Genomic DNA, 23734 nt, shown 5'->3' with positions numbered 1-23734 from the left:
ATCAACGACCGGGACGGCGCCATCAGCATCTTCGGCCAGGAGCTCAAGGTCCTCGACGTGACGGCCGCCGAGCACAACGGAGCAGCGCCGGTCCAGCTGGCGTTCCCGTACCACCGCGTCAACGAGCCGATGGTCAGGGAACTCAGGCGGATCATGAGCGCCCACCCTGGCGAGAGCCCCGTCCACCTATTCGTACGCGGACCGCAGAAGACCACGGTCTACCTGCTCCGGTCGACGGTGAACGCGGCCACCATCGCCTCCGACATCAAGGGCTCCTTCGGTCAGAACACCTGGCACGGTGTGGCATGACCGGCGGCGAGGAGATCACCTTCCGTTTCGACCAGGTGCCGCCTTGCGCCCGTTGCGGAGGCGCGGCCCTGCTCCGTGTCCGGTTCGGTCATTCGTGGACGAACATCACCGGGCACCTGATCGAAGGCTTCCGGGAGGCGGATCTGTGCCCGGCCTGCGACAGCGGTGCAACGCCTGCGGACGACCTGCTGGCACTCTTCGCTGTCGCCGAGAAGATCCCTCTCACGCACCTAGCCGAGTTCGGCTGCCGTATGGTCGCCTGGGTCGAGTCGGTCCGACAGCCAAGGGTCGACATGGTTCGTTTGCAAGGTGAGGAAGACGCTCACCGGCACAAAGGCGAGCTGCCCTGACACCGGGCGGTATCCGTCGTGAACATGCCCGGCCGGACAGAAGGTGGCCGTCTTCTCGTAGCGGGTGTCGATTCCTCGCCACTGCTTCAGACGGGTTGATGCACCGTTCAGGCGGACCTGGCGGGATCGCACCGAACACCCGCGTTTCCGAGGCAGCCGACGACCATGCGCAGAGCCCTCATTCGCCTCGCCCCATGTGCAGCACTCCGCCCCGCTGGACAGGATCCAGCGGGGCGGAATTGGCCCGGCGTCCCCACTTCGGGAACAGGCGGGCCGCCGGATGCCGAAGACGCAGACCGCCGGTTGTGCCGTGGACGGGCTTCGCTGCAACAAAGACCGTCCGATCCCCATGTTGTGTCGAGTGGCAACGGCCGGGGAGACCGCGATCATAGGCCGCGGCAGAGGCGCGGCAGAAGACACGTTTTGTGATGCACGCCGTTGACCCCCTCCCGACTCGGTCGCGAATGGACCTGTGGCCAGGGGGGCGGGCAAGAGAGATGTGTCGCCTGCTACTCCTCGGCGATGGGGCAGGCGCGCGAAAGAAGCCGGCGCAGGCCGGGACTGAGGGCAGACGGGTGGGAGGGCCGGGCTCGGTTCACTCCGCGACAGGCCGCCGGAGGGCATGAAGGTGCCCAGCATCGGCGCGCCGTCGAAACGGGTGAGCTCCGGCGCAAGGCGCGGCAGGAAGCGCATAAGTGGTCTGCTGCGCCGGGCGGAGTCCCGTTGCGGGCAGGCGGCGGCCTGCTGAGGGTGCCCAGGTTCTGGGACCGCCCCTCGGAGGCGGCGAGGGCGCCGACCCCGCGTCGGCTGTCCGCGCCGTGGCGTGGTGGCCCGGGCGGAAGTCCGCCCACGGTTCTCCGCTGCGCGAACCGGTTTTCGCGACAGCCCGGTGCCGAGTGCCCGCGCGGACGGCACAGGTGTTCGGCCGACTCAACCGGAGGGACAGGTACCCGGTCGTCGCGCATGGACGAGAAGCGTTGCAGGTCGACTGCCACGACCATTGCCTGCATGTCAGGCCCCTCCCTCGCTCGGCTGGAGATCCTCAGGCGTCCGGATCGGGTCCGGTCGCTCTGTGCGGTGTTGTCCCCTGACTTTCGCTGTTTCACCCGTCCCAAGCCACCCCTCGCGGAGGACGGAAGCGGGATTGTCGCCGCGCGCCGCGAAACGACCGGATACCAAGCACGTCGGATGACCTGCACCTTTCTCTTGACGGCCCGTCACCACAACGTGGGACGAGTTGAAACGGCGGCACTGGAACGACCTTTACCGCGTTGAAACGGAGGAAGGAAGGTGTCCAATGAGGCTCTGGATCCTCCGGCTCTGCAAGGCTGGAGGATCGTCGTATCCGGGCCTCGTGTCGAGTGGCAACGACCGAGGAGACAAATGAACATGCGCGCGCACCTGCACGCCTCATGCGTGCAGGGCCCGGCCAGGGAAGGCAGCCCGCTGCTGCCGACTCCGGCCGTCGTCATCATCGTGGTGGTGCTGAGCCTGACCGCCGGCCTGGCGGCCTGGGGGCAGAACCTGGAGACCGTCGTAGCGACGATCACCGTCGGCGGCCTGCTGGCGGTGGAACTCGTCCGCCGGACCGTCGCCATCTTCTCCGCACGCCGCGTATAGGGAGAGAACGTCATGGGGTGCGACACCAGCGCCCTGGCGACGCCCGCACCCGTGGTTGAGCTGGCGCAGTGGCTTCGGTCACTGCGCCGGCGCGCGGGTCTGAGCTATCGCCAGATGGCACGTCAAGCAACTCTCCTGTCCGGTCAGCCTGTCCCTCACCTGCGGTTCTTCCACGCTGCCCGAGGCGATCGGCTGCCCGCCTGGCCCGTCGTCCAGGAGTACGTCCGAGTATGCGGCGGGGACAAACGGCATGCCGAGCGCCTGTGGAAGAAGGCAGAAGCCGCCACGGCTCCGCCCGGCACCCGGCCTCGGCACCGCCGCCCCGTGCTGCCGCCGCAGTACATCTGCGAGCCGGTCGAACTGCTGGACGCCATGCGCGCCCTGCGGTTCGCCCACGGCAACAGGACGCTGCGGCAGTTGGAGGCGACGGCCACCGAGAACGGCGTCAGCTTCCTGCCGCGCAGTTCTCTGGGCGCGGTCCTCAGCGGACAACGGAGGCCGTCAAAGACCCTGCTGCTCGCCTTCGTAAGGGTGTGCGGTGGGGTCGAGCCCGGTACTCCCGAAGCCCGGCTGTGGGAGCAGGCCTGGGAGCGAGCCGACGCCTACCAGCGCGGCCTGCCCGCGCCCACTGCCGGGCAGTTGCAACAGAAGGGGCAGGCCCCGGAGCCGCGATGGGCGGAGCAGGCTCAGGTTCCCCTCGTGGAGCCTGAGGCTGCCGTTTGCCCCAGCCGACCGGCGAAGCCATCACGATGGCGGCACTGGGTGGGAAGGAGGCTGCTGCACCAGGCGCCACAGCCGTACCCACGCTCCGTCACCCAGCACGGCAACTGACCCAGACCGATGGGAGCGCCGCCCGTGCACTGTTCGGGCGGCGTCCCTGGCAGCACGGCCCCGCTCGACTCGCGGACGCGGGCGCGCGGGGCCGTGTGGGATGCAGCGCGGCTACTTGGCTCCCAACTCGACCAGCAGGGCTTTGCACTCCTCCGGGCGCTGATCCCGCAGGATGTCCATCCACACCTTGCTCCCTGGACGAACGTCTCGGTCGTCATCCTCTGGAGCAGGTGGTGAACGCAGTAGAAGGCGTCGTCGTAGGGGAGTCGCTTCGGCGGCTTCGGCTCCGCCACTTCCGCGTTCGCAGGGCTGGGCTCTCCTGCGCCGACGCGCGGTACCGGGATGGACTCGGTAGCTGGCGCTGGGGCTGGGCACGAGCGGCTTCGTCGGCGAGGGCGCGTCGGCCGACGTGCTGCTCGACGGCATCCGCACGTGACCGTCGGAGACGCGCTGCTGTCCCCGGTGACCACCCGCGCGAGGGAGCGCGAGGGAGCCTGAGGTGACGGTGCTGGTCTCGAACGGGCTGGCGGGCCATGAGATCGCCGAGCGGCTCTTCCTCGGCCCGTTGACCGTGCACGCCTACGTCCAGCGTGCCAGGATCGAGTTCGACGCCCTCAGTAGGGCTCAACTGGCTGCCCTCGACTACCGGGTGGGGCTCGTCCGGCATCCGCGCTGAACCCCGGCGGCTCCCCAGACGGAGCGCCGTCAGTGACGATGCCGGCGGTGTGCAGGACCCGGTTCGGTCCCGGGTTCGGTACGGCATCATGGGTCTGCCAGGGCAAGCCGAGACTCTCCCCACGGAGCGGAATCCATGCGCCAGAAGCTCGCCATGCGCCACCCAGGCATCGTCGTCGCCCTCCTCGCGCCGGGTGTGGCACTGCTGTTGGCCGGGTGCGGGAACGACGGTTCGGACGAGTCCGACGCGGACCGGCCGAGCGCGACCCGGACGTCGGCGAGCGCGGCCTCGACGCCCGCACCTGATCCGGACACCACGCCTCCGACCGGGAGTTCGGGCCCGTCGGCCCCGCCCACCGGCGAGGACCCTCCGGCGGACCCGGCTCCCGACGGGAGCGACCTGGTCGACGACGCGTTCGACGCGGCCCGCGTCGCCGCCCTCCAGAGCGGCCTGCGCTATATCGATCCGGCCCTCGGCACCCCGGAGGATCTGGCCAAGGCCGACGCCCAGTGCGCCGATCTCCAGCGGAACGTGGCCGAGCCCGACCGGGTCGCCGCGCAGCGGTTCAGCACCGGGGACCACAAGGTCACCGAGGCCAACGGCAAGCGGATCAACACACTGCTGAGCAACACCTACTGCGGTCGGTGAACGCGGGCGCGGTCCGGGACATCGGTGCGGGTCCGGGTACGGGTACGGGTCAGTTCTCGGGGGGCGGCGGGCTGTCCACGGTGTCCGCGCGCGGCTTGTGGAAGGCGGGCTCGGAACGGGCCGCCCGGCGCAGGTGTTCGGCGAGCGCGGTGGTCGCGGCCGACGTGGCGCGGTCCTTGACGCCCCGGGCCAGGAGGTGGTGGCGGCGCGCCCAGGGGTCCTGCAGTTCACGGACGTCGAGGGTCCGGCTGGGGTCGACGGCGCGGCGCGGTACGACGGCGAGCCCGACGCCGGCGGCGGCCAGGGAGACGAGGACGTTCAGGTCGGCGACGGTGGTGCGGTAGCGCACGGCCGGGGCGTGCGGCCCGAGGCGCCGCTCGATCCAGCGCCGCAGCGACGCGTCGGCGTCGAGGCCGACCAGGGGGTGCTCGGCGACCTCGCGGTAGCTCAGCGCGGTCCGTCCGGCGAGGATCCCTCCGGCCTGGCCGATCACGACGAGGGAGTCGTCGCCGAGGGGTTCCAGCTCCAGACCGCAGTCCCCGGCCTCGTGGTCGAGGACGACTCCCAGGTCCGCCTCGCCGTCGGCGAGCATCCGGACCGTCTGCGGGGTGCGGCTCTCGAAGACCGTGACGTCGGTGTCCGGGTGGGCGCGGAGGAACGAGACCAGGGCCTGCGGCACGAGCCGGTGCATCGCGGAGCCGCCGCTCAGCAGCGTCAGCGCGGTCGTCGGGGACCGCGTGTAGCTCGCGACGGCGCTCTCGAGCCGTGCCGTCCGGTCGAGTACGTCACGGGCGTGGCGGGCCAGGGTCGTTCCCGCCGGTGTGGGCCGCACGCCGCGTCGGCCGCGGATCAGCAGGGCCACCCCGGCGTGGTGTTCCAGCGAGCGCACCCGGGCGCTGGCCGAGGGCAGGCTCAGGTGCATGCGGTGGGCGCCCGCCGTGATCGACCCCTCGGTGACGATGTGGAGGAACAGTCGCAGGTCGTCCAGGTCGTAGCGCACCTGGCCAGCTTAGGACGGCGCGAGCCGCGGACCGTGGCGAGGCACCGCGCAGGCCTGCGCCCAGCCTGAGGCCCAGCCTTAGGCTCCGTACGTCGATTCCGCATTGTGGAACCGCGCGGCCGCGGGAGACGCTCGGCGAGTGATCGAGGTTTGTCTTGTCCTGCTGACCGGTGTCGCCGCCGGGATCCTGAACGCCGTCGGCGGCGGCGGCACGTTCGTCGCGCTGCCCGCGCTCGTCGCCTTCGGTCTGCAGCCGGTGACGGCCAACGCGGTGTCCCGGGTCGCGCTCGTGCCCGGTGTCGTGGCCAGCGCGTGGGTGTGCCGGCGCGAAGTCGTTCGGGTCGGGCCCGCCTCGACGAAGGCGCTGACCGGGGTGAGCGTGGCCGGAGGTGGGGTCGGCGCCGGGCTGCTGCTGGTGCTGCCCGCGTCGTCGTTCGACGCGGCGGTGCCGTGGCTGCTCGCCTTCGCCACCGCGATGCTCGCCTTCGGCCGGCAGCTTTCCCGCGCGTTGGCCGGGGCGCTCGGCCGGCCCGTCGGCCTGGGCCCGGGAGGCGTCCTGTGCGGTCAGTTCGTCCTCGCCCTGTACGGCGGATACTTCGGCGGAGGCGCGGGCATCGTGATGACGGCCCTGTGGAGCATCGGTCTCGGCCTCGACGCCGCGGTCAGCAATCCGATGCGGATCACGCAGCTCGCGGCCGTCTACCTGAGCGCGACGGTGCTGTTCCTCGTCGCCTCGGACGCACTGAGCGCTTCGCTGCTGCTCACGGTCATGCTGGCCGGCGCCGTCGCGGGTGGTTTCGCAGGCGCCCACCTGGCCCGTCACCTCCCGGCCCGGCTGCTGCGAGGTTGCCTCCTGACAACAGCCGTGATCACGACCGTCCTGTATTTCCTGCGCGGCTGACGACACCGCAGCACGCACACACTGCCGACCCTGGAAGCGGAGGCGACCGGCATGACCGACAACGGAGCGCAAGCGGGGGCGGGGGCGGCCGCGCCCCTCACGGACACGGCACGGGCGAGGCTGCTGATGGCCTGCGCGGCGTGCGACTTGGCCGACCTCGCCCGTGCCGCCGTCCCGGTCGGCGCGCACGAGATGAACCCCGACGGCACCAGCCGCGAACCGGGCGCCGTGCTCACCGACGCCGCCCGGGTACTCGCCGCCGCGCACCGCTACCTGGAGGCGGCCGCGGTCTACGAGCGTGTAGGCGGCGCGGACTGGCGGCTCGTCGGGGACATCCTCAACGTGTCGCCCCGTGTCGCCCGCGTGCGCTTCGCGCCGGCCGAGGCCGTCTTGCGGGCGGAACTGCGCTCCCCCGACGACGCGGACGGCCTACGCGCCCACATACTCGCGGAGCCGCAGGAGACGGCCCTCGACCTGGACGACTGGGTACGCCGCCACCAGGACGGCGACGTCGGTCTGGGCACCGCACCGGTCTCCGGGGGCCTGCTGCCCAGCGAGCCCGTTGCCGGCCCGGGACGGGAGAAGGGCCGACCCCGCGCGGCACGACCGGTCTGATCACGCCGTCAGCCGCCACAGGGACGTGGTCTCGGCGCTCCGCGCGGCGTGGAGCGGGTCACCCGCGTCCCGGGAGCGGGGGTGCCGGGGCCTGGTGCCGGTCCGGTCCACCACCCGGAGGCCGGCCGCCCCGACCGCGTCGAGGAGGTCGCGACGGGTGCGCAGGCCGAGGAGTTCGGCCAGGTCGGACAGGACGAGCCAGCCCTCGCCGCCGGGCCTGAGGTGGGCGGCGAGTCCGGCGAGGAAGCCGTGCAGCATGGTGCCGTCCGGGTCGTAGACGCCCTGCTCGACGGAGCTGGTCGGCCGGCCCGGCAGCCAGGGCGGGTTGCACACGACGAGGTCGGCGCGGCCTTCGGGGAACAGGCCGGGGCCCCGTACCTCGATACGGCCGGCCAGTGCGAGCCGATGGGCGTTCTCCCGCGCGCAGGCCAGGGCGCGCGGGCTGATGTCGGTGGCCACGACGCGGCCGAGTCCACGGCGGGCCAGGACAGCAGCCAGGACACCGGTGCCGGTGCCGAGGTCGAACGCCGTACCGCCGCCGGGAGCGCGCCGGAGCGCCGGTGGCAGCGGTGCGCGGGCGACGAGGTCGACGTACTCGCCCCTGACCGGCGCGAACACCCCGTAGTGGGGGTGGATGAGGGTGCCGAGCGCCGGTACGTGGACCCCTCTCGCACGCCACTGGTGGGCGCCGATCACGCCCAGCAGTTCCCTGAGCGAGACCGCCACGGGTCCCTGGGCAGGGCCGTAGGCGTCCAGACACGCCTGGCGGACGTCGGGGGCCCGGCGCAGCCGCAGGGTGTGGTCGTCGTTCAGCAGCACCAGGAGCTTGCCGAGGATCCGGGCGCGGTGACCGTTGCCGCGCCGGTGCAGGTGGAAGGACTCGGCCGGGGTCGCGCCGGGTCCGGGCGGCTCGGGGCGGATGCGCCGGCCCATCGCCACCAGCAGTTGCCGGGCGTTGTGGTAGTCGCCCTGCCAGAGCAGGGCCGTTCCTTCGCGGGCCAGCCGGCAGGCGGCGTCGGCCGTCGTCCGGTCGTCGGCGAGGACCGTGCGCAGCGGCGGCGGGAAGGCGCTCTCGGAGTGCCAGCGGGCGGATCGGTGGGTGGGGCCGTCGGCCCAGTGGATGGCGGACACCACGTACTCCTCGTGGTCGAACGTGCGGGGACACGAAGAGCACTTCGACGAGGAGCAGGCCGAACCCACGCCGGTCCGCGGGACGGGCGTGTGCGGTGGGGCAGAGGGTCGTCTACCGCTCTCGCGTCGAAGCGCGCGAGCGGTAGACCCACACGACCATGCCAGGCACCACCATCGGATCCAGCCCTTTCCTGAGGAGGAACAGCAGGTTCGCATGGTGCGTGCACAGCCTGCCAACCGATATATCGGCCCTTCTGCCATTGAGCGCCGCGGCACATCGAACTCGTCACCGCCAAGTGACGGTGCGCGGGCCGCCACACGCGCCTGGTGGGCGAGCGCGCCCCCGGCCGGGCCGATACGCGGCTGATACACGCCCGAGCCGCGCCGGATGCCCGCAGGCGACGCGCGACCGGCAGAATGCGAGCAGTACGAGGTCAGGGGCGCCGTGCGGGATTCCCCGCTGGGCGACGGGAAGAGAGGTCGGGCTCAGTGAGCGAGGAGGGCGCTCCGGCGACCGTGACGATCCTGCTGGTCGAGGACGACGAGGTCATCCGCAGGTCGGTCACGCTCGCGCTGGAGCGCTACGGCTACCGGGTGGTGTCGGCCGGTGACGGTCTGACCGGGCTGGAGCTGTTCCGGGAGGGCCGCCACGACCTGCTGCTCCTGGACGTGATGCTGCCCGGCCTCGACGGCATCGGGCTGTGCCGGCGGATCAGGGAGACCAGCATGGACCCGGTGCTGATGATGTCCGCGCGCGGTGACGCCCTGGACGTGGTCTCCGGTCTGGAGGCGGGCGCCGACGACTACGTCGTCAAGCCCGTCGACACCGCGGTCCTGGTGGCCCGCATCCGCTCGCTGCTGCGGCGGGCGGTCTACACGCCCGCCGCCTCCGGCGCGGCCCCGGCCGCCGCCGGGGACCGGGGGCGGCCGGAGCGGTCCGGCGCCGACGGGCGTGAGCTGCTGGTCTTCGGCGACCTGACCGTCGACACCGCGGGCCTGGAGGTGTCGCTGGCGGGACGGCCCGTCGCACTGGCCCCGACCGAACTGCGGCTGCTGCTGGAGTTCGCCGCGCACCCCGGCACCGTGCTCGACCGGCAGACCCTGCTGCGCAACGTGTGGGACTACGGCTGGGACGGCGACAGCCGCGTGGTCGACCTGTGCGTGCAGCGGCTGCGGAAGAAGATCGGGGCCGACCGGGTCGAGACCGTCCGCGGGTTCGGCTACAAACTGCGGCGCTGACATGGACGCCGTACGCGACCTGCTCAACTGGCGTTCCCTGCGCTGGAAGACCTGTCTGCTGGTCACCGTGTGCTGCTGTGCCGTCGCGCTGACCATCGGGACCCTGGTGCACTCCAGCACCCTGGCCCGGTCGATGAACGACGGGGCCGCCGAGGCCACCGCGGCACTCCGCACCGGCCTGGACGCCTACGAGCGGGACGGCGTCCCGTCCCCGGGGCTCCACCTGGTGCCGGGCGAACTGCCGCAGGAGTTGCTGAACCGGCTCGACGACCGGCGCGACGAGCGGCAGGCCCCGGAACCGGAGCGCGGCGCGGTCACCTGGTACGAGGAACCGGGCGCCGGGGACCATCCCTCGATGTGGGCGGCACGCCTCTACCGCGGCAGGCCGGTCGCCGCGGAGATCGACATGACGTCCGACCTCCTCACGCGCCGTGCCCTGGACCGGCACATGTGGCAGTACTCCCTGCTCGCCCTGGCCTTCGTCGTCCCCCTGTCCGCGCTCGCCGCCGAACTGCCCTACCGCCGGCTGCGGCGGGTGGCGCGCACCACCCGCCGGATCACGGACGGCGACCTGACCGCCAGGACCGGAGCCGGGCGCGGCAACGACGAGATCACCGCCATCTCGGCGACGGTCGACTCGATGGCCGACAGCCTGCACCTGCGGCTGCTCACCGAGCAGCGCTTCACCGCGGACGTCGCACACGAACTGCGGACCCCGCTGATGGGCCTGGTCACCGCGAGCGAGTTGCTGCCCGAGGGGGAGGCGACCGGCCTGGTGCAGGACCGGGTGCGGGTGCTGCGGGCCCTGGTGGAGGACCTGCTGGAGATCTCCCGCCTGGACGCGGGCGCCGAACGGGCCGAACCGAGAAGGGTTTTGCTGGCCGACGCGGTCGCCGAGTCGGTGCAACGCACCGGGCTGGACACACGCTTTGCCGCGCGGGACGCCCTGGTCGCCGAGACCGACCCGCGCCGCCTGGACCGGATCGTCACCAACCTCGTCGTCAACGCCCACCGGCACGGCCGTACGCCCGTCGAGGTCACGGTCGCCGGCACCACGGTGACCGTGCGGGACCACGGCCCCGGTTTTCCGCCCGAGCTGCTGGCCGAGGGGCCCCAGCGGTTCCGCACCGGCACGCCGGAACGCGGCCGGGGGCACGGCCTGGGACTCACCATCGCGCTCGGCCAGGCCCAGGTCCTCGGGGCGTCGCTGTCGTTCGCCAACGCACCCGACGGCGGGGCCGTCGCCACCCTCGGGCTGCCCGCGGACGCCGCACGGCCGATACACAACGGATGACCGGCCGAGCGGGAGCGGCGACACGGCCACGGCCGTGCGGACATCCCCCTCGCCGAGAGTGGCCGCGATGCGCGAACGACGCGCACCGCGTCCCCTGGAGGTGCTCCCGTGCGCCCAGAGCCCGAACCCGGCGAGCGTGACGGTTTTCCCACCCCGCCGTCCCCCTTCCGCCCGCGACGACGCCCGGCGCTCCTCGCCACCGGCGCGAGTGCCCTGGTCACCCTGGTGACCCTCGGCAGCGTCCTCGCGGCCCGCGGAGCCGCCGACGACGCGCCGTCCGCGGCGGGCGCCGGCGGCGGACGGCCCGGCACGTCCCTCACCGCGTCGCTGCCCTGGCCACAGGAGGGTCAGGCGGCCGTCCTGGTGGAGGGGATCGGGCCGCAGGGCACCGCCGCGGTCCACGGGCCACGGCGGCCGGTGCCGATCGCCAGTGTCACCAAGGTGATGACGGCCTATGTGATCCTGCGCGACCACCCCCTGCGCGGCGACGCCCCCGGCCCCCTGGTCACGGTGGACGCCGAGGCCGCCGGCGAGTCCTTCTCCGGCGCGGAGTCCACCGTGGAGGTCCGGCCGGGGCAGCGGCTGAGCCAACGCCGCCTGCTGGAACTGATGCTCGTCCCCTCTGGCAACAACATCGCCCGGCTGCTGGCCCGTTGGGACGCCGGGTCGCAGGAGGCGTTCGTCGCCCGGATGAACCGCGCCGCCGACGACCTCGGCATGGACGACACCACGTACACGGGAGCCAGCGGCATCGAGTCCACCACCACGAGCACCGCCGCGGACCAGTTGAAGCTGGCGCGACAGGTCATGCGCGACGAGGTCTTCAGGTCCGTCGTCGCCCTGCCGCGCACGGCCCCGGCAGTGGGTTCCGCGACTATCCCCAACAGCAACGAACTGCTGGCCGCACCAGGTGTGATCGGGATCAAGACCGGTTCCAGCACGCCCGCCGGGGGCGCGCTGATGTGGGCGGTCGACGTCGCGGACCGCACCGGCCGACGGCATCTCGCCCTCGGTGTGGTGCTGCACCAGCGCGCCGGTACCAGCCCGCAGGAGGGCCTGCACGCCGTCTTCGACACCAGCCGTGCCCTCGTGGACGAGGTGCGGCACCGCATGGCCGCGATCGTCCCTGCCCCCGGCCCTGCCCCTGCCCCTGCCACTGCCTCTGCCACGGACACCGGCTCGGACACCGACGCCCCGTCCGGAACCCGGTGAGACGACCTTGACCGCAGTTCTCGATACCTCCCCCGCCCCGCCGCAACCCCCCGCGCCCCAGCCACCACGCCGCCGCCTCTCCCCCGGCGGACGCGGCGCACTGGCCGCCGCCCTCGTCGCCCTGGCCGCCACACTCCTGATGCTGGGCCACTCCCTGATCCCCGACCGGCCCGGACACCTCGGCAGTCTCACCGAAACCTTCCTGCCCTGGACCGGCCTCGTCGTGCCACTGCTCCTCGTGTGCGCCGCGATCCGCCGTTCCGCCGTCGCCGCCGCGACCGTACTGCTGCCCGCCCTGGTGTGGGGCCTGCTGTACGGCGGGACGCTGACCGACAAGCAGACGAGCGGCGGTGACCTCACCGTGTTGACGCACAACGTCAACGAGCACAATCCGCGCCCCGCGCGCACCGCCCGTGCGCTGGCCGAATCCGGCGCCGACGTGGTGGCCCTGGAGGAACTGGGCGACGCGTCGGTGTACGAGGAGGAGTTGGCCGCCGACTACCCGTACCACTCGGTGCACGACACGGTGGGCCTGTGGAGCCGCTATCCGCTCACCGACACCCGCGCCGTCGACATCGCCCCCTGGCCGCGTGCCCTGCGCGCCACGGTCCGCACGCCCAAGGGGCCCGTCGCCGTGTACGTGGCGCACCTGCTGTCGGTCCGGTTCAGCCCCACGGCGGGATTCGGCACGGCCGCCCGCGACCGCGCCGCCGACCTGCTCGCCGAGGCCCTGCGCGCCGAAGCGTTGCCGCGCGCCCTGCTCGTGGGCGACTTCAACGGCACCACGGACGACCGCGCCCTGTCCGCGCTGACCTCGCCGATGCGCTCGGCGCAGGAGATGGCGGGAGCCGGATTCGGGCTGAGCTGGCCGGCGGCGTTCCCGCTGGCCCGGATCGACCACATCCTGCTGCGCGGCATGGAGGCATGCTCGGCGTGGACCCTCCCGGCGACCGCCAGCGACCACCTGCCGGTGGCGGCGTCCGTGCGGTGGTAGCGGCGGCGGGACCCGTGGGGTGACGGTGGAGCACTGGTTCACGGCGCCGGGGTCGTCGCGGTCCCAGATCCACCGCAGCGTCCCGGCGGACAGTGGGGCACCGGCAGATGAATCCCTGGTGGGGCACCTTGTCGGCGGTGAGGTCGGCGATCCGGCCGATCGCGTGCCCGCCTCGGCCCCCGTCGCGTAGGCTCGTCAGCGGGGTGGGGCGTAGCGCAGAGGTCGACGCGCGCGGTCTCCAAAACCGCGAGGACGCTGGTTCGAATCCAGCCGCTCCGCCCCGTGCGCCGCCCTCCGCCGGGCAGGGCTCGCGGGATCCGGCTCGTCAGAGGATGAAGACGCTCTGCGCCAGCTCGGTGTGGTAGATCTCGCCGGGATGGACCAGCCACTCGACCTGCCCGGTGCAGCCGGGGCCGCGGTGGACCTCGGCGATCGCGTCGGTGTGGTTGGCCACGGACGAGGGGTAGCGGTCGATCGGATAGCAGCCGCTGGGGTCCTTGTGCGTCTGACCGTTGATCACCAGCGTGCCTTCGGCCGCGGTGGCCGATGTCGTCACGCCCAGCACAAGTGTCACGACCGCACCGGCGGTTCCCACGGCCGTCGCCATGCGTCGGATTCGCTTCACGCGTGTCCCCCTTCGTTCGCCGCGGTCGCACGGTGCGAGCCGCTCCACGGCACAAAGGTGTCCACTCGCTACGCGATGTATTCGGGCGGGAAGGGTGGTTGGGCCGGGATCGGTCAGGTGCCCAGGTACTGCCTGATGAGTTCGTACGAGCGGACCCGGTCGCGGGCGTCGTAAACGGGAGTGGTGAGCATCAGTTCGTCGGCCCCGGTCTCGTCGGCCAGGTGGGCCAGCCCGCGGACGACGGTGTCGGGGGTGCCCACGGCCTGCTGGGCCCGGAAGTCCTCCAGGGCGCGCAGTTCCCCGGCCTCGAAGGAGTGCGCGGCGGCCTCCGCGGGCGTGGGGAAGGGCAGGTCGCCGACTCCTTTGAGGAGCCCGGCCTTGACGACGTTCATCGGGCCGCGGAGCCGTTCGGCCTCTTCCGCGCTCTCGGCGCACACGGTCTCCACGCAGAGGAGCACGCGGGGCCGGTCGCACCAGCGGGAGGGGGTGAAGGCGGAACGGTAGTGCTCCAGTACCGCGGAGGTGTTGTCCGGGCGGATGTGGTGGGCGACGGCGACCGGCAGCCCGAGCCGGGCGGCCAGGGTGGCCCCGGCGGGGCTGGACGCGAGCAGCCACGGCTCGGGCAGCGGGCCGAGTGCGACCTCGTCCACCAGGAGGGCGAGGATCGCGGCCACGTCCGCCTCGTACTCGGAGTCGGTCGTGGGTCCGGCGCCTCGGCGCAGGGCTCGTGCGGTGGCCTCGTCGAAGGTGCCGGGGCCGCGGCCGATGCCGAGGTCGATGCGGTCCTCGTGCAGGGCGGCCAGGGTGCCGAACTGCTCGGCGACCGTGATGGGCGCGTGGTTGGGGGCGAGTACGCCGCCCGAGCCCAGGCGGATCACCGCTGTGGAGGCCGCGGCGTGCGCGGTCAGCACGACGGGCGGGAAGGCCCCGATCGCGGGTGAATGGTGGTGCTCGGCGTACCAGATGCGGTGGTAGCCCAGGCGCTCCAACTCCCGTGCGAAGGCGGCGGTGTCGCGCAGGGTGTCGACGGCCCGGGTACCGGTCTGGACCATCGCGACCTCGAGCGCGGAGAGTGGAATGTCGATCACGTCCACCATCATAGGAACCGGCCGGGCCGGACGAGGGGCGCGTGAGCCCGTTCCCGCCACGGTGCGAGTCCGTCCCCGCGGCCGCGTACCGGGACAGATGCTTCCTGTCTGCGGCGGCATCCTGGACGGCAGGTCCAAGCCGACCATGACACATCACTGGCGTGTCCTGCGGGACAGCGGTGTCACCTGGCACCAGCCCTCCCGCCGGGAGAACCTGCCGTCCCTGTCCCTGTCCTTGTCCTTGTCCTTGTCCTTGTCCCTGTCCGTGCGTCGCGAGGACCTCGACACCCGCTACCCGGGACTGCGCGCAAGAGTCTGCTCTGTGCCCCTTCATTCCCCACTTGGTTGAGCGGTGAATGATGAGGGCGAGGCCACCCCGGACCGCCTTGGATCAGCCCAGCGCGTCCATCAGGGAGGTGACATAGGCATCCAGCCGCTCCTCCACGGCTCGTGTCGTCAGCTCGGTCCGTCCTGCCTCCCGCCACGGCTGCGCCACCGACTGCACTTCTTCCGAGAACGCCAGTGGCTCCCGCACCTGCCAGTACAGCCGCTCGTCTGCGGCCGAGGCCAGCCTCCCGCCGGCCTCCTGGTACGCCTCGGTGAAGCGCAGGCCCCACTCCGGGCCGTGCAGCAGCGCAAGATTGGTGGAACAGTGCGCCACGTCGATGTCCGCCGGGCCCCAGGAGGCCGCCGCCCAGTCGACGACGCCGGTGATCCTGGCACCGACTGCACCGGCCGGGGCCTCGGGCGGCAGGTCAAAGAGCAAGTTGGTGGGCTGGAAGTCCCGGTGCAGGAACCGCCCTTCGTAGCGCGCCACGGGCTTGCGGATCACGTCGATGGCGGCGGCCCAGACCGCGGCGTCGGCGCCCTCGGGCGTCACGACCGTGTCAGCGGTCGTCAGCGCCACGTACTCCCGGGGCCGGATGGTCGGCCGCACAGCGTGGACCGCCACGAGCTGACGGGCCAGCAGGGGCAGGCGCGTCTCCAGCCCCTCGTCGTCCAGGACCGTCCGGCCCGGCAGGTGCGTCATGAGGAGCGAGGGATACTCACACAGCGCGGCAGCCGGGTCGACGGCGACGAGTCCGGGAGCCGGCACGCCGGTGCCGGTGAGCGTGGTCAAGGCGTCGGCCTCCCTGTGCAGGAGGTCCTCGGCCGGCCCCTGCCGGGTCGGGCCGACGAAGGAGCGCAGCACCAGATGCCGGGTGGCTTCGCCCCGCGTGCCGATGGTCAGCCTCCGCATCTCGGCGGTGGCGCCGCCGTACAACGCCTCCGCTGCGACGATCCTCTCGTCGACCTCTAGATGCCGACGCACCCAGGCCAGTGTCAACGGTCGGACAATCGCCGCCTCATGATTGGTCACCGTGCCATCTCATCATCCGGACGACGGCACGCACGAAGCCTTACGGGCCCGTCCGTAAATCAGCGAGCAGGTGGCGGGTGGGGAAGTTGGGCGAGCAGATCTGTTCGCACTCGTAGCGAGGGGTGGGGTATTTCAAAGAACCCTGTCAGTGAGGTTGCCAGCCTCTCGGCGGTGGGACCTTCTTCGAGAAGCTACAGGTCATGCACAGCGGATCGGGCGGTGGAAACGAAGGTCAGAACAGACTGCCAAAAGGGGTCGTAGCACTGGTCAAAGGCGGCGGAGGCGTTCGCCTCGCCTGCGATAGACGCCTCAAGAGCGCGGTATGGAGGGCGAGTCGTGAGCCTGAGATTCTCCGCGGCTGTGGCGACATCGTCGGGCCCTTCCAGGTTGATCACCCATATGAAGTGGCGGAGCTTGCCGTACTCCTCACGGCGATTGGCCCGGACCTCCTTCAGAGCGGGCACCTGATCAGTGCGCGAGTCGCTTGATCCATGAATATCTGTAATCTCCCAGTACAACTCCGCCATCTTGTGTGCCTGCTCGATGAGGCTCACGTAGGCGGATCGTCTTGCTTCACTCACCCGGACGGTGCGTTGGGTCCTCTCGACCGCGTTGGCCTGGATCTGCGCGGCGCGGGCAGTGCCGCGGCTGGTGACCCAGCTGGCGAGCACTGCAGTGGCGGCGGTCAGTGATGAGATCCAGATGGCTGAGTAAGTCATGCCGATGAGCATTCCCCGGCATGGGCATGACGATGACACCTGTGTCCGAGGACCGGGTGCGGCTGCTCGCGATCCAGCCACGATGTGGGAACTTCCAAACTCAGAATCGCTTCCCCACCGCGCTGAAGCCCGGTGCACTGCGATGAGATCCGGTAGAGCGCCAGTGCTGTGAACGCATAGGTTCGCCGGGTTGGCCGTGTACTGCTCAACTCCGCGCCGATCCAGTGCTGATGGTGCGTGGAGATCGGTGCAAGGTGACACCTTCCTGATCCATACTCTGTGGCGGCAGCGTCGGGGAGGGCATGTCCATGCAGCACAGCAGTGGGATGGCACGAGCAGTCGGGCGAGCAGCGGTCGTTGTCGTTGCCGCTGTCCTGATGAGCAGTTGTTCGTCGGACGATCCAGCGCAGGCCAAGGAGCGACAACGGGATTACTGCACCAAGCTGGGGACCTGGCAGGACACGGCGCACGCCACGACAGCCGGCGAGCCGGACGCCGATGCCGGTGACGGACAGGGTGTCCAGTCGCCCGCGTTCGACACCACCGAATCGGCAGGGCATGCGGTCATCGAGGCTTCGAAAAGGCTTGACCGGGCAAGCCCGGAACACGGTGGTACCGGCATCGTCGATGACACCGTCAATGCGGTCGGCGGCGACATCGGGGCTGAGGGTCGTGCGGTGTCCTACTGCGACAGCTCAGGCTTCGAGACCTTGGTCGGTTCGGCCGGCTAGTGTTGTGAGCGCATGAGGGTCACCGGGTCGTCGGGGTGAAGCACAGCTCGACGCGGTTCCTCTTCGCCCATCGACGGATCTTGTCGCCCTTGTGGGCGGACAGATTGTCCAGGATGACGTAAATCGGGGCGCGGTCCGGGCACGCGTCCCGATCGACCTCAGTGCGGTCGTGGCCGACGGAGTAGCAGCCGTGGAAGTACCGCCCCCGTGTGTGCGCTGACAGGTCGCGGGATGGGCGCTCGGGGTGACCGGCGGAAGCCCAGCCGGCTCCGGCAGTGGGGCGGATGCCGAGCGCCTGGCGTCACGCTCGGGGTCGGGCGACTCCTTCCGGGTCTTGGTGCGCTGGAAGTTGACGCCGCGGCGGGCGAGCAGGCACCGTAATGCCTCGCGGCCACCCGGATCACACGGCCGTGCACTTTCCGCGGGTGGGCGGCGAGTTCGCGGATGGACCAGCTGGGCGATCACCGGGACCCTGTTTCCGCCGGCCGAGGCCAGCAGCATCATCGCGCGCCGGTAGCGCACCGAACTGGTGCTGCCCCGGCGCACGAACTGCTGCAGCTTCTGCCCCTCCTAGTCGGTCAACCTGCGCACACGGACAGGCTCAGCCACCACACGCCAACGGTCGGATCGGACGTCTCCGGACATCCAACCGCTGGAACCGCGATCCGGCGAACCTTCCCGGTCAGCGCACTAGAGGCCGAACTCGAGGTGCTCGATGTCCGTGAACCGGACCTCTTCCAGGCTTCCGGCGCGGCGGCCGCTGTCCTGGAAGTAGACCTCCTTGAGTGCTTCGGCGGCGATCTGCTGGAGCTGCTCGTCGCCGGCGCCCCGCTCCTGGGCGTCGAAGAGGCGGGCGGCGTACTGGGGCGGCAGGGCGACGGTCAGGTGCCGGAGGCGGCTCTCGTCCGTCGTACCGACGGGCGCGGTGTAGCCGATCCTGGCGCGGGTGTCGATGACGATGCCGTTGGTGGTCGCCGCCGTCCGCCGTGCCCTGGCACGGATCTGCGGCTGCCACCGCTTCTTCACCTCGGCCTCCAGGCGCGCGGCGAGGTCCGGACGGGGTTTCTTGATCTGGTCCTTCACGTACCGCTCGACGGTGCGCTGCGAGATGCGCAGCATCTGGGCGACCGCTCTGGTGCCCTTGAGCTGTCTGACCAGGTACCGCATCTGCGCGGGCGCGCTCTTGGGCGCCGGGCGGGTGAACGCCTTCTGCACCGCGGCTTCCAGGCCGTCCTCGAACATGCTCATCGTCGTCTGCCTACTCCCCGGAGTCCTGGTCGGTGACGGTGCCGTCCTTGATGTACCGGGCGAGGTTCAGTTCGGGGGCGTTGAACCGGTCGCGGACCTCTTCGCCCCACAGCACGCTCTGGGTGCCCTCGTGCTTGACCAGGCCCGGGTTGATGCCGAGTTTGAAGCCGCCCGGCAGCGGTTTGCCGTCGCGGTAGGGCAGGAAGTCCAGCGGCGACGGTCCGTCGGAGGCGTAGACGGCGCAGTCGGAGAGGACCGCCACAGGGTACTGACCGGTGAAGGCGGCATGCTTGACGATCTTGCGGTGCATGTTGATACGGGTCCGGGAGATGACGGCGGCGCGGATGTCCGGGCGCCAGGTCGGCCGGGCGAGGGCCCGCCACGGCTCACCGGGCCTCCAGCCCCCGCCCCGGGGGCGCTCGCGCAGCTTGCCGATGCCGCCCTTAACGGTGGCCTTGACCGCGGACACCACGATCGCCAGCTGTGGGTCGCGCTGCCGGTAGCCGTCCATCGCCCTCAGGAATTCCTCCGGCGACAGGTCCGCGCCCACCGCGAGGTCGGCCATCGTGGCGAGGTAGGCGTCGCGCAGCCGGTTGTACCAGGCGTCCAGGTAACGCCCGTTGTCGTAGCGCACCCATGCCTCTACCGGGCGCACGTCGTAACCCAGCTCCACCGCGTACGCCACGGTCGGCGTGGCGTACCAGGCCGGGCCCTCGGGGCGCTCGCCCTTGGGCGTGAACGGGCTGGGCAGCAGACTGGCGTCCAGGTCCGCCCACTTGTCCTTGCCGACCTTCACCCGGGACAGCTCGACGTGGGACAGGTCGACCAGCCACGAGCCGGGCAGCTTCGCATCGAACACCGGCGTCTTCACGTACGTCGGCGCGCCGAGGCCGACGGCCAGGCCATTGGCGCCCGCCGCGAAGGCCATGTTCACGTCGATGCCGACCAGGTACCGCAGGGTGCACTCGGCATCCGTCATCGGCCGCGCCCAGTCGTACGCCTCCTCGAACAGCTTCTCCGCCGGGCCGCGCACATGAAAGCGCGGCTGATCCTTCAGGACCGGGTGCCCGTCGGGGGCCTCGCACGGCGCGCAGTCAACCGGGTCCTTGCCCAGCGAGCCAGGGTTGTGCTCGGAGTGCCGCTTGCCCGTCGCGTCCGGTGCCGAGGCGCGCGTCGGCGGATGCAGCGCGGTCATCAGCTCCAGGCCGGTCACCGCGGTCGATCCGCGCGGTGTCATCACCCGGGCCGCGTACGTGCCCAGCACCCGGGCCAGATCCGCCGGGGGCAGTTGTCCGGCGTCGGCCCAGTGCCGGGTGTCCAGCGCGTCCCAGGACGGAATGCACAACTGCACGCACGCCCGCTCCGAGCCCTGCGCGGGGCGGTAGATCCTCGCCCACGGCCCGAGCCCGCGCTTGGTCAGCTGCCAGTCGGCGCGCGTCAGCTGCTTGACGACCTTGTGGCCCTCCGGGATCCGGCCGGCCAGTCGCTCCTCCTCGGTGAGCGTGACGGGCAGGCCGTAGTACTCGCATGCGGTCTCGGTCAGCACGATCAGCGGGTCGGCGTCCTTGCCCGGCCCGGACAACTTCGGTTGGCCGAGCCGCCCTTCGCGGAGCGTCCACTCCACCAGGGCGGGGAACGACTTCGCGGGTACGTCGAGGACCAGGCCGCCGATGCAGTACGCCTGCACCTGGCGGTCCTCGACGTCGACGACTGCCAGCGGCCCGTGCTCGAACCGCGCGTCGGCGCCGCCCGCCGGTGTGCCCGCGGATGCGGCCCTCGTCGTGGCCGGACGGGGCGGTGCGGAACGCGGCGATGTCGGACGCTGCGATGCCGGCCGGGTCGTGGCCGCCGAGCGCGGTACGGGCGCGGTGCGGTGCGTTCCCGTGGGCTCGGTAAGCAGGGTGGGCTCGGCGGCCGGGGCCGTGGGTGCGGTGCGGGCCTGGGCCGGTTCGGCTGCCGGCGGCGCGGGAGTGGCCGGAACGGCAGGGGTCTCGGGGGTCGCGGTGTCCTCGGGGGGCTCCGGAGCGGGGGCGGGGTAGAGCTGGGCGAGCTGCTTGAGCATGCGGGCGTAGGCGTCGCGCTCCGGCGGCCGGGGCTCCGTCTTGCCGGCCTCCCAGCCGCTGACCGTCGCGCGCCGCACCTGCAGTGCGGCGGCCACCTCGTCCAGCGTCAGACCGTGCGCCTGGCGCAGCCGCCTGCGTTCCGCCGGAGGCGGCAACGGGGAACGGGACGCGACGAGCGCGTCGATCCGGTCGAACAGCTCGGACATACGACACCTCCTGCACGCACGTTAACATGGAGCGCACATTTCGCGTACCAAGCGCGTACGGATCCCGTAAGCGGGCCGAACCTGCGGCGGGTCTCGTCGACGCGACTGGGCCGGCTCCTTCTGTTCGTCGACCAGCGATCCGCTGCACCGTGCCGGCCGGAACGGTGTCCGTCCTCGGATCGGCCCCGGGGATCCGGCTGTCGGCAGCCCGCAGCCCACAGCCGCGCGTGTCGGTGGCCCTGCGGGCGCTACACCAGATCCTCGCTGCGGAGTCTGTTGCGTATGGAGCGGGACAGGCCCGGTCTGCTGGTGCGCCTGGCGGCCTGCAGGGCTCGCTGTGCCGCGCGTTCCGCGTGGCCGCGCCGCCCGGAGCGGCCGAGGGCCAGTGCGAGGGCCAGCGCGGCGGACGCCCGACCGGCGTCGTCGTCCGCGTCCGCCGCCGCTTCCTCCGCCCGGGTGGCGGCGTCGATCGCCTCCGACTCCCGGCCGAGGGTCAGCAGCCCGTGGGCGAGCAGGGCGCGGGCCTGGGACTCGGCCGACCGGTCCCCCTCGCCGACGAAGAGGCGAAGAGCGCGCTTCAACGCCTCCACGGCCGGGACGTGTTCGCCGAGCGCCGTGTGGGCCGCGGACAGGTTGACCAGGGTGCGTGCCAGGTCTTTCGGCCGCTCCAGTTCCTCGTAAGCGGTGACGGCCTTCGCGTACAGCCGGACCGCGCCCAGCAGGTGGCCGGCGTGGTGGCACAGCTCGGCGAAGTGGCTCAGGGTGGCCGCGGCATGCTCGGCGGAGCCGAGGCCCTGCCACGCCGCCAGGGACAGCGAGGCCGCGCGCTCCAGGTGGTCGTGCAGGTGGCGCAGCCGTTCCCTGATCTCCAGCGCGGCGTACGCCGTGTGGTTGGCGGTCTCCGTCAGCTGCCGCCAGAGGTGCTCCAGCCGTGCGGCGTCGGTGTCCGTGCTCCCTGCTGCGCACAGCAGTGCCTTGAGGGCCACGTCCAGGCGGCTGAGGGCTTCCGGGATGCGGTGGCGCCGGACCCAGTGACGTGCCTTCACCAGATGGGTGAGGGCAACCGAGAGGTGGTCTCCGCTGCTGCCGGCCTGGGCGAGCGCCAGCCGCAGGGGTCTGGCGACCATGTAGTCCTCGAGTCCGGCCATGGACGCCGTACGGGCCAGCTCGTGCAACAGCGGCACGGCGGCGAGCTTGTCGGTCCCGGGCAGTTCGGCGACGGCGCGGCGCGCGGTCTCCCACAGCGCCGTGAGTTGCTCGTGTGCCGCGCCGTCGGCAGGGCCCAGCGACCGGCGCAGCGACTCGGCGGAGAGCGCGAGGAGTTCTCCGGCCCGCGCCGACCCGCCGTGCGTGTTCAGCCGTACGCCCAGTTCCCAGGCCCGGCCCGCCAGGGCCCACGGTGTGCCGTGGACGTCGTCCGAGGAGGACGCCACGTCCGCCATCCGGGCGGCGGCCTCCGCCAGCTCCGCCGACTGGCCGCGATGGCGGTGGACCTGTGCGACGGCGTCCAGCATGCGCAGCGCGGCGTCGACGTCGTCGAAGGTCGCCGCCGTCCCGGCCGCGGCCTGGAGATTGGGCAGCTCCCGGTCGAACCAGGCCAGCGCCTCCCGCACCCGGGGATCGTCCGGGGGAAGTCCCTCGCGAAGCGCCTGCGTGACGGCCGTGGACTTCGTCGCGTAGTGGTTCAGCAGCCGTTCGGAGGGCTCTTGCTGGTCGTCCTGGTCACGTGCCATCAGCTCGATGGCGTAGTCGCGGATGAGGTCGTGCTGGCGCCAGGCGCCGGCGGCCACGTGCTCGATCATGTGCGACCGGGCCAGTCCGTGCAGCAGCAGCCGCGCCTGGTGGGTCCGGAAGCCGAGGAGTTCGGCGGCGCTGTCGATGCCGAAGTGCGGGCCGGGGTGGAGCGGCAGCAGGCGGAACAGCCGGGCCTGGTCCGGTGCCAGTCGGTGGTACGACAGGTCGAAGGCGGCGCGCACGCTGCGCTCCCCGTCGTCCAGCAGGTCCAGCCTGCTGTGCGCCCGGGCCAGTTCGTCCGCCAGCTCGGCGGGGGCGAGCCCCGGCGCGCCGGCCAGCAGTGCCGTCACGATGTGCAGCGCCAGGGGCAGGTGCCCGCACAGCGCGCACAGCCGTCGCAGGCCCGTCAGGTCGTCGCCGTGGACGCGGTCGTCCCAGGCGGACAGCTGCTCCAACTGCCGTCTGACCAGCGTCAGCGAGTCCTGTCCCGCCAGCGTCCGCAGGTCGAGGGTGCGGGAGCCCCTGACGGTCAGGGTGTGCCGGGAGGTGATCACGACGCGGTGTCTGCGTGAGCGGGGAAGCAGGTCGGCGACCTGGTCGCTGGTGGACGCGTTGTCCAGCACGAGCAGGACGCTCCGGCTCTCGGCCGCGAGGGAGTCCAGCAGGCGGTGGTACCGCACGGCCTGGTGGCGTGGGTCGACCCGGTCCCCGGCACCGTCGTCCAGGGCGTGCAGCAAGGGCCCGTACGTCTGGTGCGGCTGGATCCGCTGCTCGGGCTGGAGCGCGTAGCCGTTGAGGTCGACGAAAACCGCACCACCGGGGAACCAGCCCCGGGCCACCGCTTCCGCCGCGCTCACCCTGGCCAGCGCGGTCTTGCCGATCCCGGCGAGCCCCGACACCGCCGACACCACCATCATGGCGGTCGCCTCGTGGCGCGGGTCGAGTACACCGAGCACGGATCCGATCTCGTCGTCCCGGCCGACGAAGACCTCCCCGACCGCCTCGGCGGTCGGCTGGACGCGCTCCACCAGTACGATCGCTTCCGGTGCCGGCGCGTGGTGGTGGACCTCGGTGATCCGTACGTCGCGGGCGGCCTGGACGACGCTGCCGCCCGCGGACGCGCGAGCGGTCATCCGGACC

The 23734-nt window shown here is 71.9% G+C and carries 21 protein-coding genes, 1 tRNA gene and 2 pseudogenes; 14 read left to right on the top strand and 10 right to left on the bottom strand.

The window, feature by feature from the left end:
* The 6 genes and pseudogenes from ACH4D3_RS39580 to ACH4D3_RS39555 all read left to right on the top strand — a co-directional run.
* Positions 1-309: hypothetical protein (locus ACH4D3_RS39580; RefSeq protein WP_398332614.1), on the top strand; the 309-nt coding region annotated here is incomplete at its 5' end.
* Positions 306-659, top strand: coding sequence for a DUF6300 family protein (locus ACH4D3_RS39575; protein ID WP_398332613.1), 354 nt, complete (start codon positions 306-308; stop codon positions 657-659). The genes ACH4D3_RS39580 and ACH4D3_RS39575, both read left to right, overlap by 4 nt.
* Before the next feature lie 1383 nt (positions 660-2042).
* A complete protein-coding gene (locus tag ACH4D3_RS39570) occupies positions 2043-2279 on the top strand; it encodes a hypothetical protein (RefSeq protein WP_398332612.1) in 237 nt (78 codons plus the stop codon).
* 324 nt (positions 2280-2603) lie between these two features.
* Positions 2604-3110, top strand: a complete 507-nt coding sequence (locus ACH4D3_RS39565; RefSeq protein WP_398332611.1) for a hypothetical protein — start codon at positions 2604-2606, stop codon at positions 3108-3110.
* Between the two features lie 493 nt (positions 3111-3603).
* Positions 3604-3786, top strand: a pseudogene (locus tag ACH4D3_RS39560) (DNA-binding response regulator); the annotation flags it as partial.
* A gap of 135 nt (positions 3787-3921) precedes the next feature.
* Positions 3922-4434 carry a hypothetical protein gene (locus tag ACH4D3_RS39555; protein ID WP_398332610.1) on the top strand — a complete coding sequence of 171 codons (513 nt, stop codon included), beginning with the start codon at positions 3922-3924 and terminating at the stop codon, positions 4432-4434.
* Positions 4435-4483: 49 nt separating this feature from the next.
* On the opposite strand, the gene ACH4D3_RS39550 is transcribed toward ACH4D3_RS39555, so the two are convergent.
* Positions 4484-5434, bottom strand: a complete 951-nt coding sequence (locus ACH4D3_RS39550) for a LysR family transcriptional regulator (protein ID WP_398332609.1) — start codon at positions 5432-5434, stop codon at positions 4484-4486.
* A 139-nt stretch (positions 5435-5573) separates the two neighbouring features.
* Here ACH4D3_RS39550 and ACH4D3_RS39545 point away from each other — a divergent pair, with 139 nt between their 5' ends.
* Entirely contained in the window at positions 5574-6335 is a 762-nt protein-coding gene (locus ACH4D3_RS39545) for a TSUP family transporter (RefSeq protein WP_398332608.1), read from the top strand.
* Positions 6336-6386: 51 nt separating this feature from the next.
* Positions 6387-6950, top strand: coding sequence for a hypothetical protein (locus ACH4D3_RS39540; RefSeq protein WP_398332607.1), 564 nt, complete (start codon positions 6387-6389; stop codon positions 6948-6950).
* Here ACH4D3_RS39540 and ACH4D3_RS39535 read toward each other — a convergent pair whose 3' ends face one another.
* Positions 6951-8081 (bottom strand): methyltransferase, encoded by a 1131-nt coding sequence (locus ACH4D3_RS39535; RefSeq protein ID WP_398332606.1) that lies wholly within the window; start codon positions 8079-8081, stop codon positions 6951-6953.
* Positions 8082-8597: 516 nt separating this feature from the next.
* Here ACH4D3_RS39535 and cseB point away from each other — a divergent pair.
* The 5 genes from cseB (at position 8598) to ACH4D3_RS39510 (ending at position 13099) form a co-directional block, all read left to right on the top strand.
* Positions 8598-9320, top strand: coding sequence for a two-component system response regulator CseB (gene cseB, locus ACH4D3_RS39530; RefSeq protein ID WP_398332617.1), 723 nt, complete (start codon positions 8598-8600; stop codon positions 9318-9320).
* Position 9321: 1 nt separating this feature from the next.
* A complete protein-coding gene (locus tag ACH4D3_RS39525) occupies positions 9322-10614 on the top strand; it encodes an ATP-binding protein (RefSeq protein WP_398332605.1) in 1293 nt (430 codons plus the stop codon).
* 108 nt (positions 10615-10722) lie between these two features.
* Positions 10723-11826: a D-alanyl-D-alanine carboxypeptidase family protein gene (locus ACH4D3_RS39520; RefSeq protein ID WP_398332604.1), complete on the top strand. Its 1104-nt coding sequence runs from the start codon at positions 10723-10725 to the stop codon at positions 11824-11826.
* A 7-nt stretch (positions 11827-11833) separates the two neighbouring features.
* A complete protein-coding gene (locus tag ACH4D3_RS39515; RefSeq protein WP_398332603.1) occupies positions 11834-12820 on the top strand; it encodes an endonuclease/exonuclease/phosphatase family protein in 987 nt (328 codons plus the stop codon).
* Positions 12821-13024: 204 nt separating this feature from the next.
* Positions 13025-13099 (top strand) — tRNA-Trp (locus ACH4D3_RS39510).
* A gap of 46 nt (positions 13100-13145) precedes the next feature.
* Here the strand turns inward: ACH4D3_RS39510 and ACH4D3_RS39505 are convergent.
* From ACH4D3_RS39505 to ACH4D3_RS39490, 4 genes are all read right to left on the bottom strand, one after another.
* Positions 13146-13445: a hypothetical protein gene (locus ACH4D3_RS39505; RefSeq protein WP_398332602.1), complete on the bottom strand. Its 300-nt coding sequence runs from the start codon at positions 13443-13445 to the stop codon at positions 13146-13148.
* 113 nt (positions 13446-13558) lie between these two features.
* Positions 13559-14533 (bottom strand): LLM class flavin-dependent oxidoreductase, encoded by a 975-nt coding sequence (locus ACH4D3_RS39500; protein WP_398332601.1) that lies wholly within the window; start codon positions 14531-14533, stop codon positions 13559-13561.
* A 391-nt stretch (positions 14534-14924) separates the two neighbouring features.
* Complete coding sequence (locus ACH4D3_RS39495; protein WP_398332600.1) at positions 14925-15845, bottom strand: phosphotransferase family protein; 921 nt, start codon at positions 15843-15845, stop codon at positions 14925-14927.
* 239 nt (positions 15846-16084) lie between these two features.
* Positions 16085-16612 carry a hypothetical protein gene (locus tag ACH4D3_RS39490; RefSeq protein WP_398332599.1) on the bottom strand — a complete coding sequence of 176 codons (528 nt, stop codon included), beginning with the start codon at positions 16610-16612 and terminating at the stop codon, positions 16085-16087.
* Positions 16613-16920: 308 nt separating this feature from the next.
* On the opposite strand from ACH4D3_RS39490, the gene ACH4D3_RS39485 reads away from it, so the two are divergent.
* Positions 16921-17343, top strand: coding sequence for a hypothetical protein (locus ACH4D3_RS39485; protein ID WP_398332598.1), 423 nt, complete (start codon positions 16921-16923; stop codon positions 17341-17343).
* Positions 17344-17371: 28 nt separating this feature from the next.
* On the opposite strand, the pseudogene ACH4D3_RS39480 reads toward ACH4D3_RS39485, so the two are convergent.
* The 4 genes and pseudogenes from ACH4D3_RS39480 to ACH4D3_RS39465 all read right to left on the bottom strand — a co-directional run.
* Positions 17372-17901, bottom strand: a pseudogene (locus ACH4D3_RS39480) (hypothetical protein); the annotation flags it as partial.
* Positions 17902-18033: 132 nt separating this feature from the next.
* Complete coding sequence (gene tpg / locus ACH4D3_RS39475; RefSeq protein ID WP_398332597.1) at positions 18034-18591, bottom strand: telomere-protecting terminal protein Tpg; 558 nt, start codon at positions 18589-18591, stop codon at positions 18034-18036.
* A 10-nt stretch (positions 18592-18601) separates the two neighbouring features.
* Positions 18602-20860, bottom strand: a complete 2259-nt coding sequence (tap, locus tag ACH4D3_RS39470; protein ID WP_398332596.1) for a telomere-associated protein Tap — start codon at positions 20858-20860, stop codon at positions 18602-18604.
* Positions 20861-21108: 248 nt separating this feature from the next.
* A complete protein-coding gene (locus ACH4D3_RS39465) occupies positions 21109-23727 on the bottom strand; it encodes an ATP-binding protein (protein WP_398332595.1) in 2619 nt (872 codons plus the stop codon).
* Positions 23728-23734 lie beyond the last annotated feature (7 nt).

This window comes from Streptomyces sp. NPDC018026 (assembly GCF_044327745.1).
Lineage (GTDB): Bacteria > Actinomycetota > Actinomycetes > Streptomycetales > Streptomycetaceae > Streptomyces > Streptomyces rubrogriseus.
This window is presented reverse-complemented; position numbering and strand designations above follow the sequence as displayed.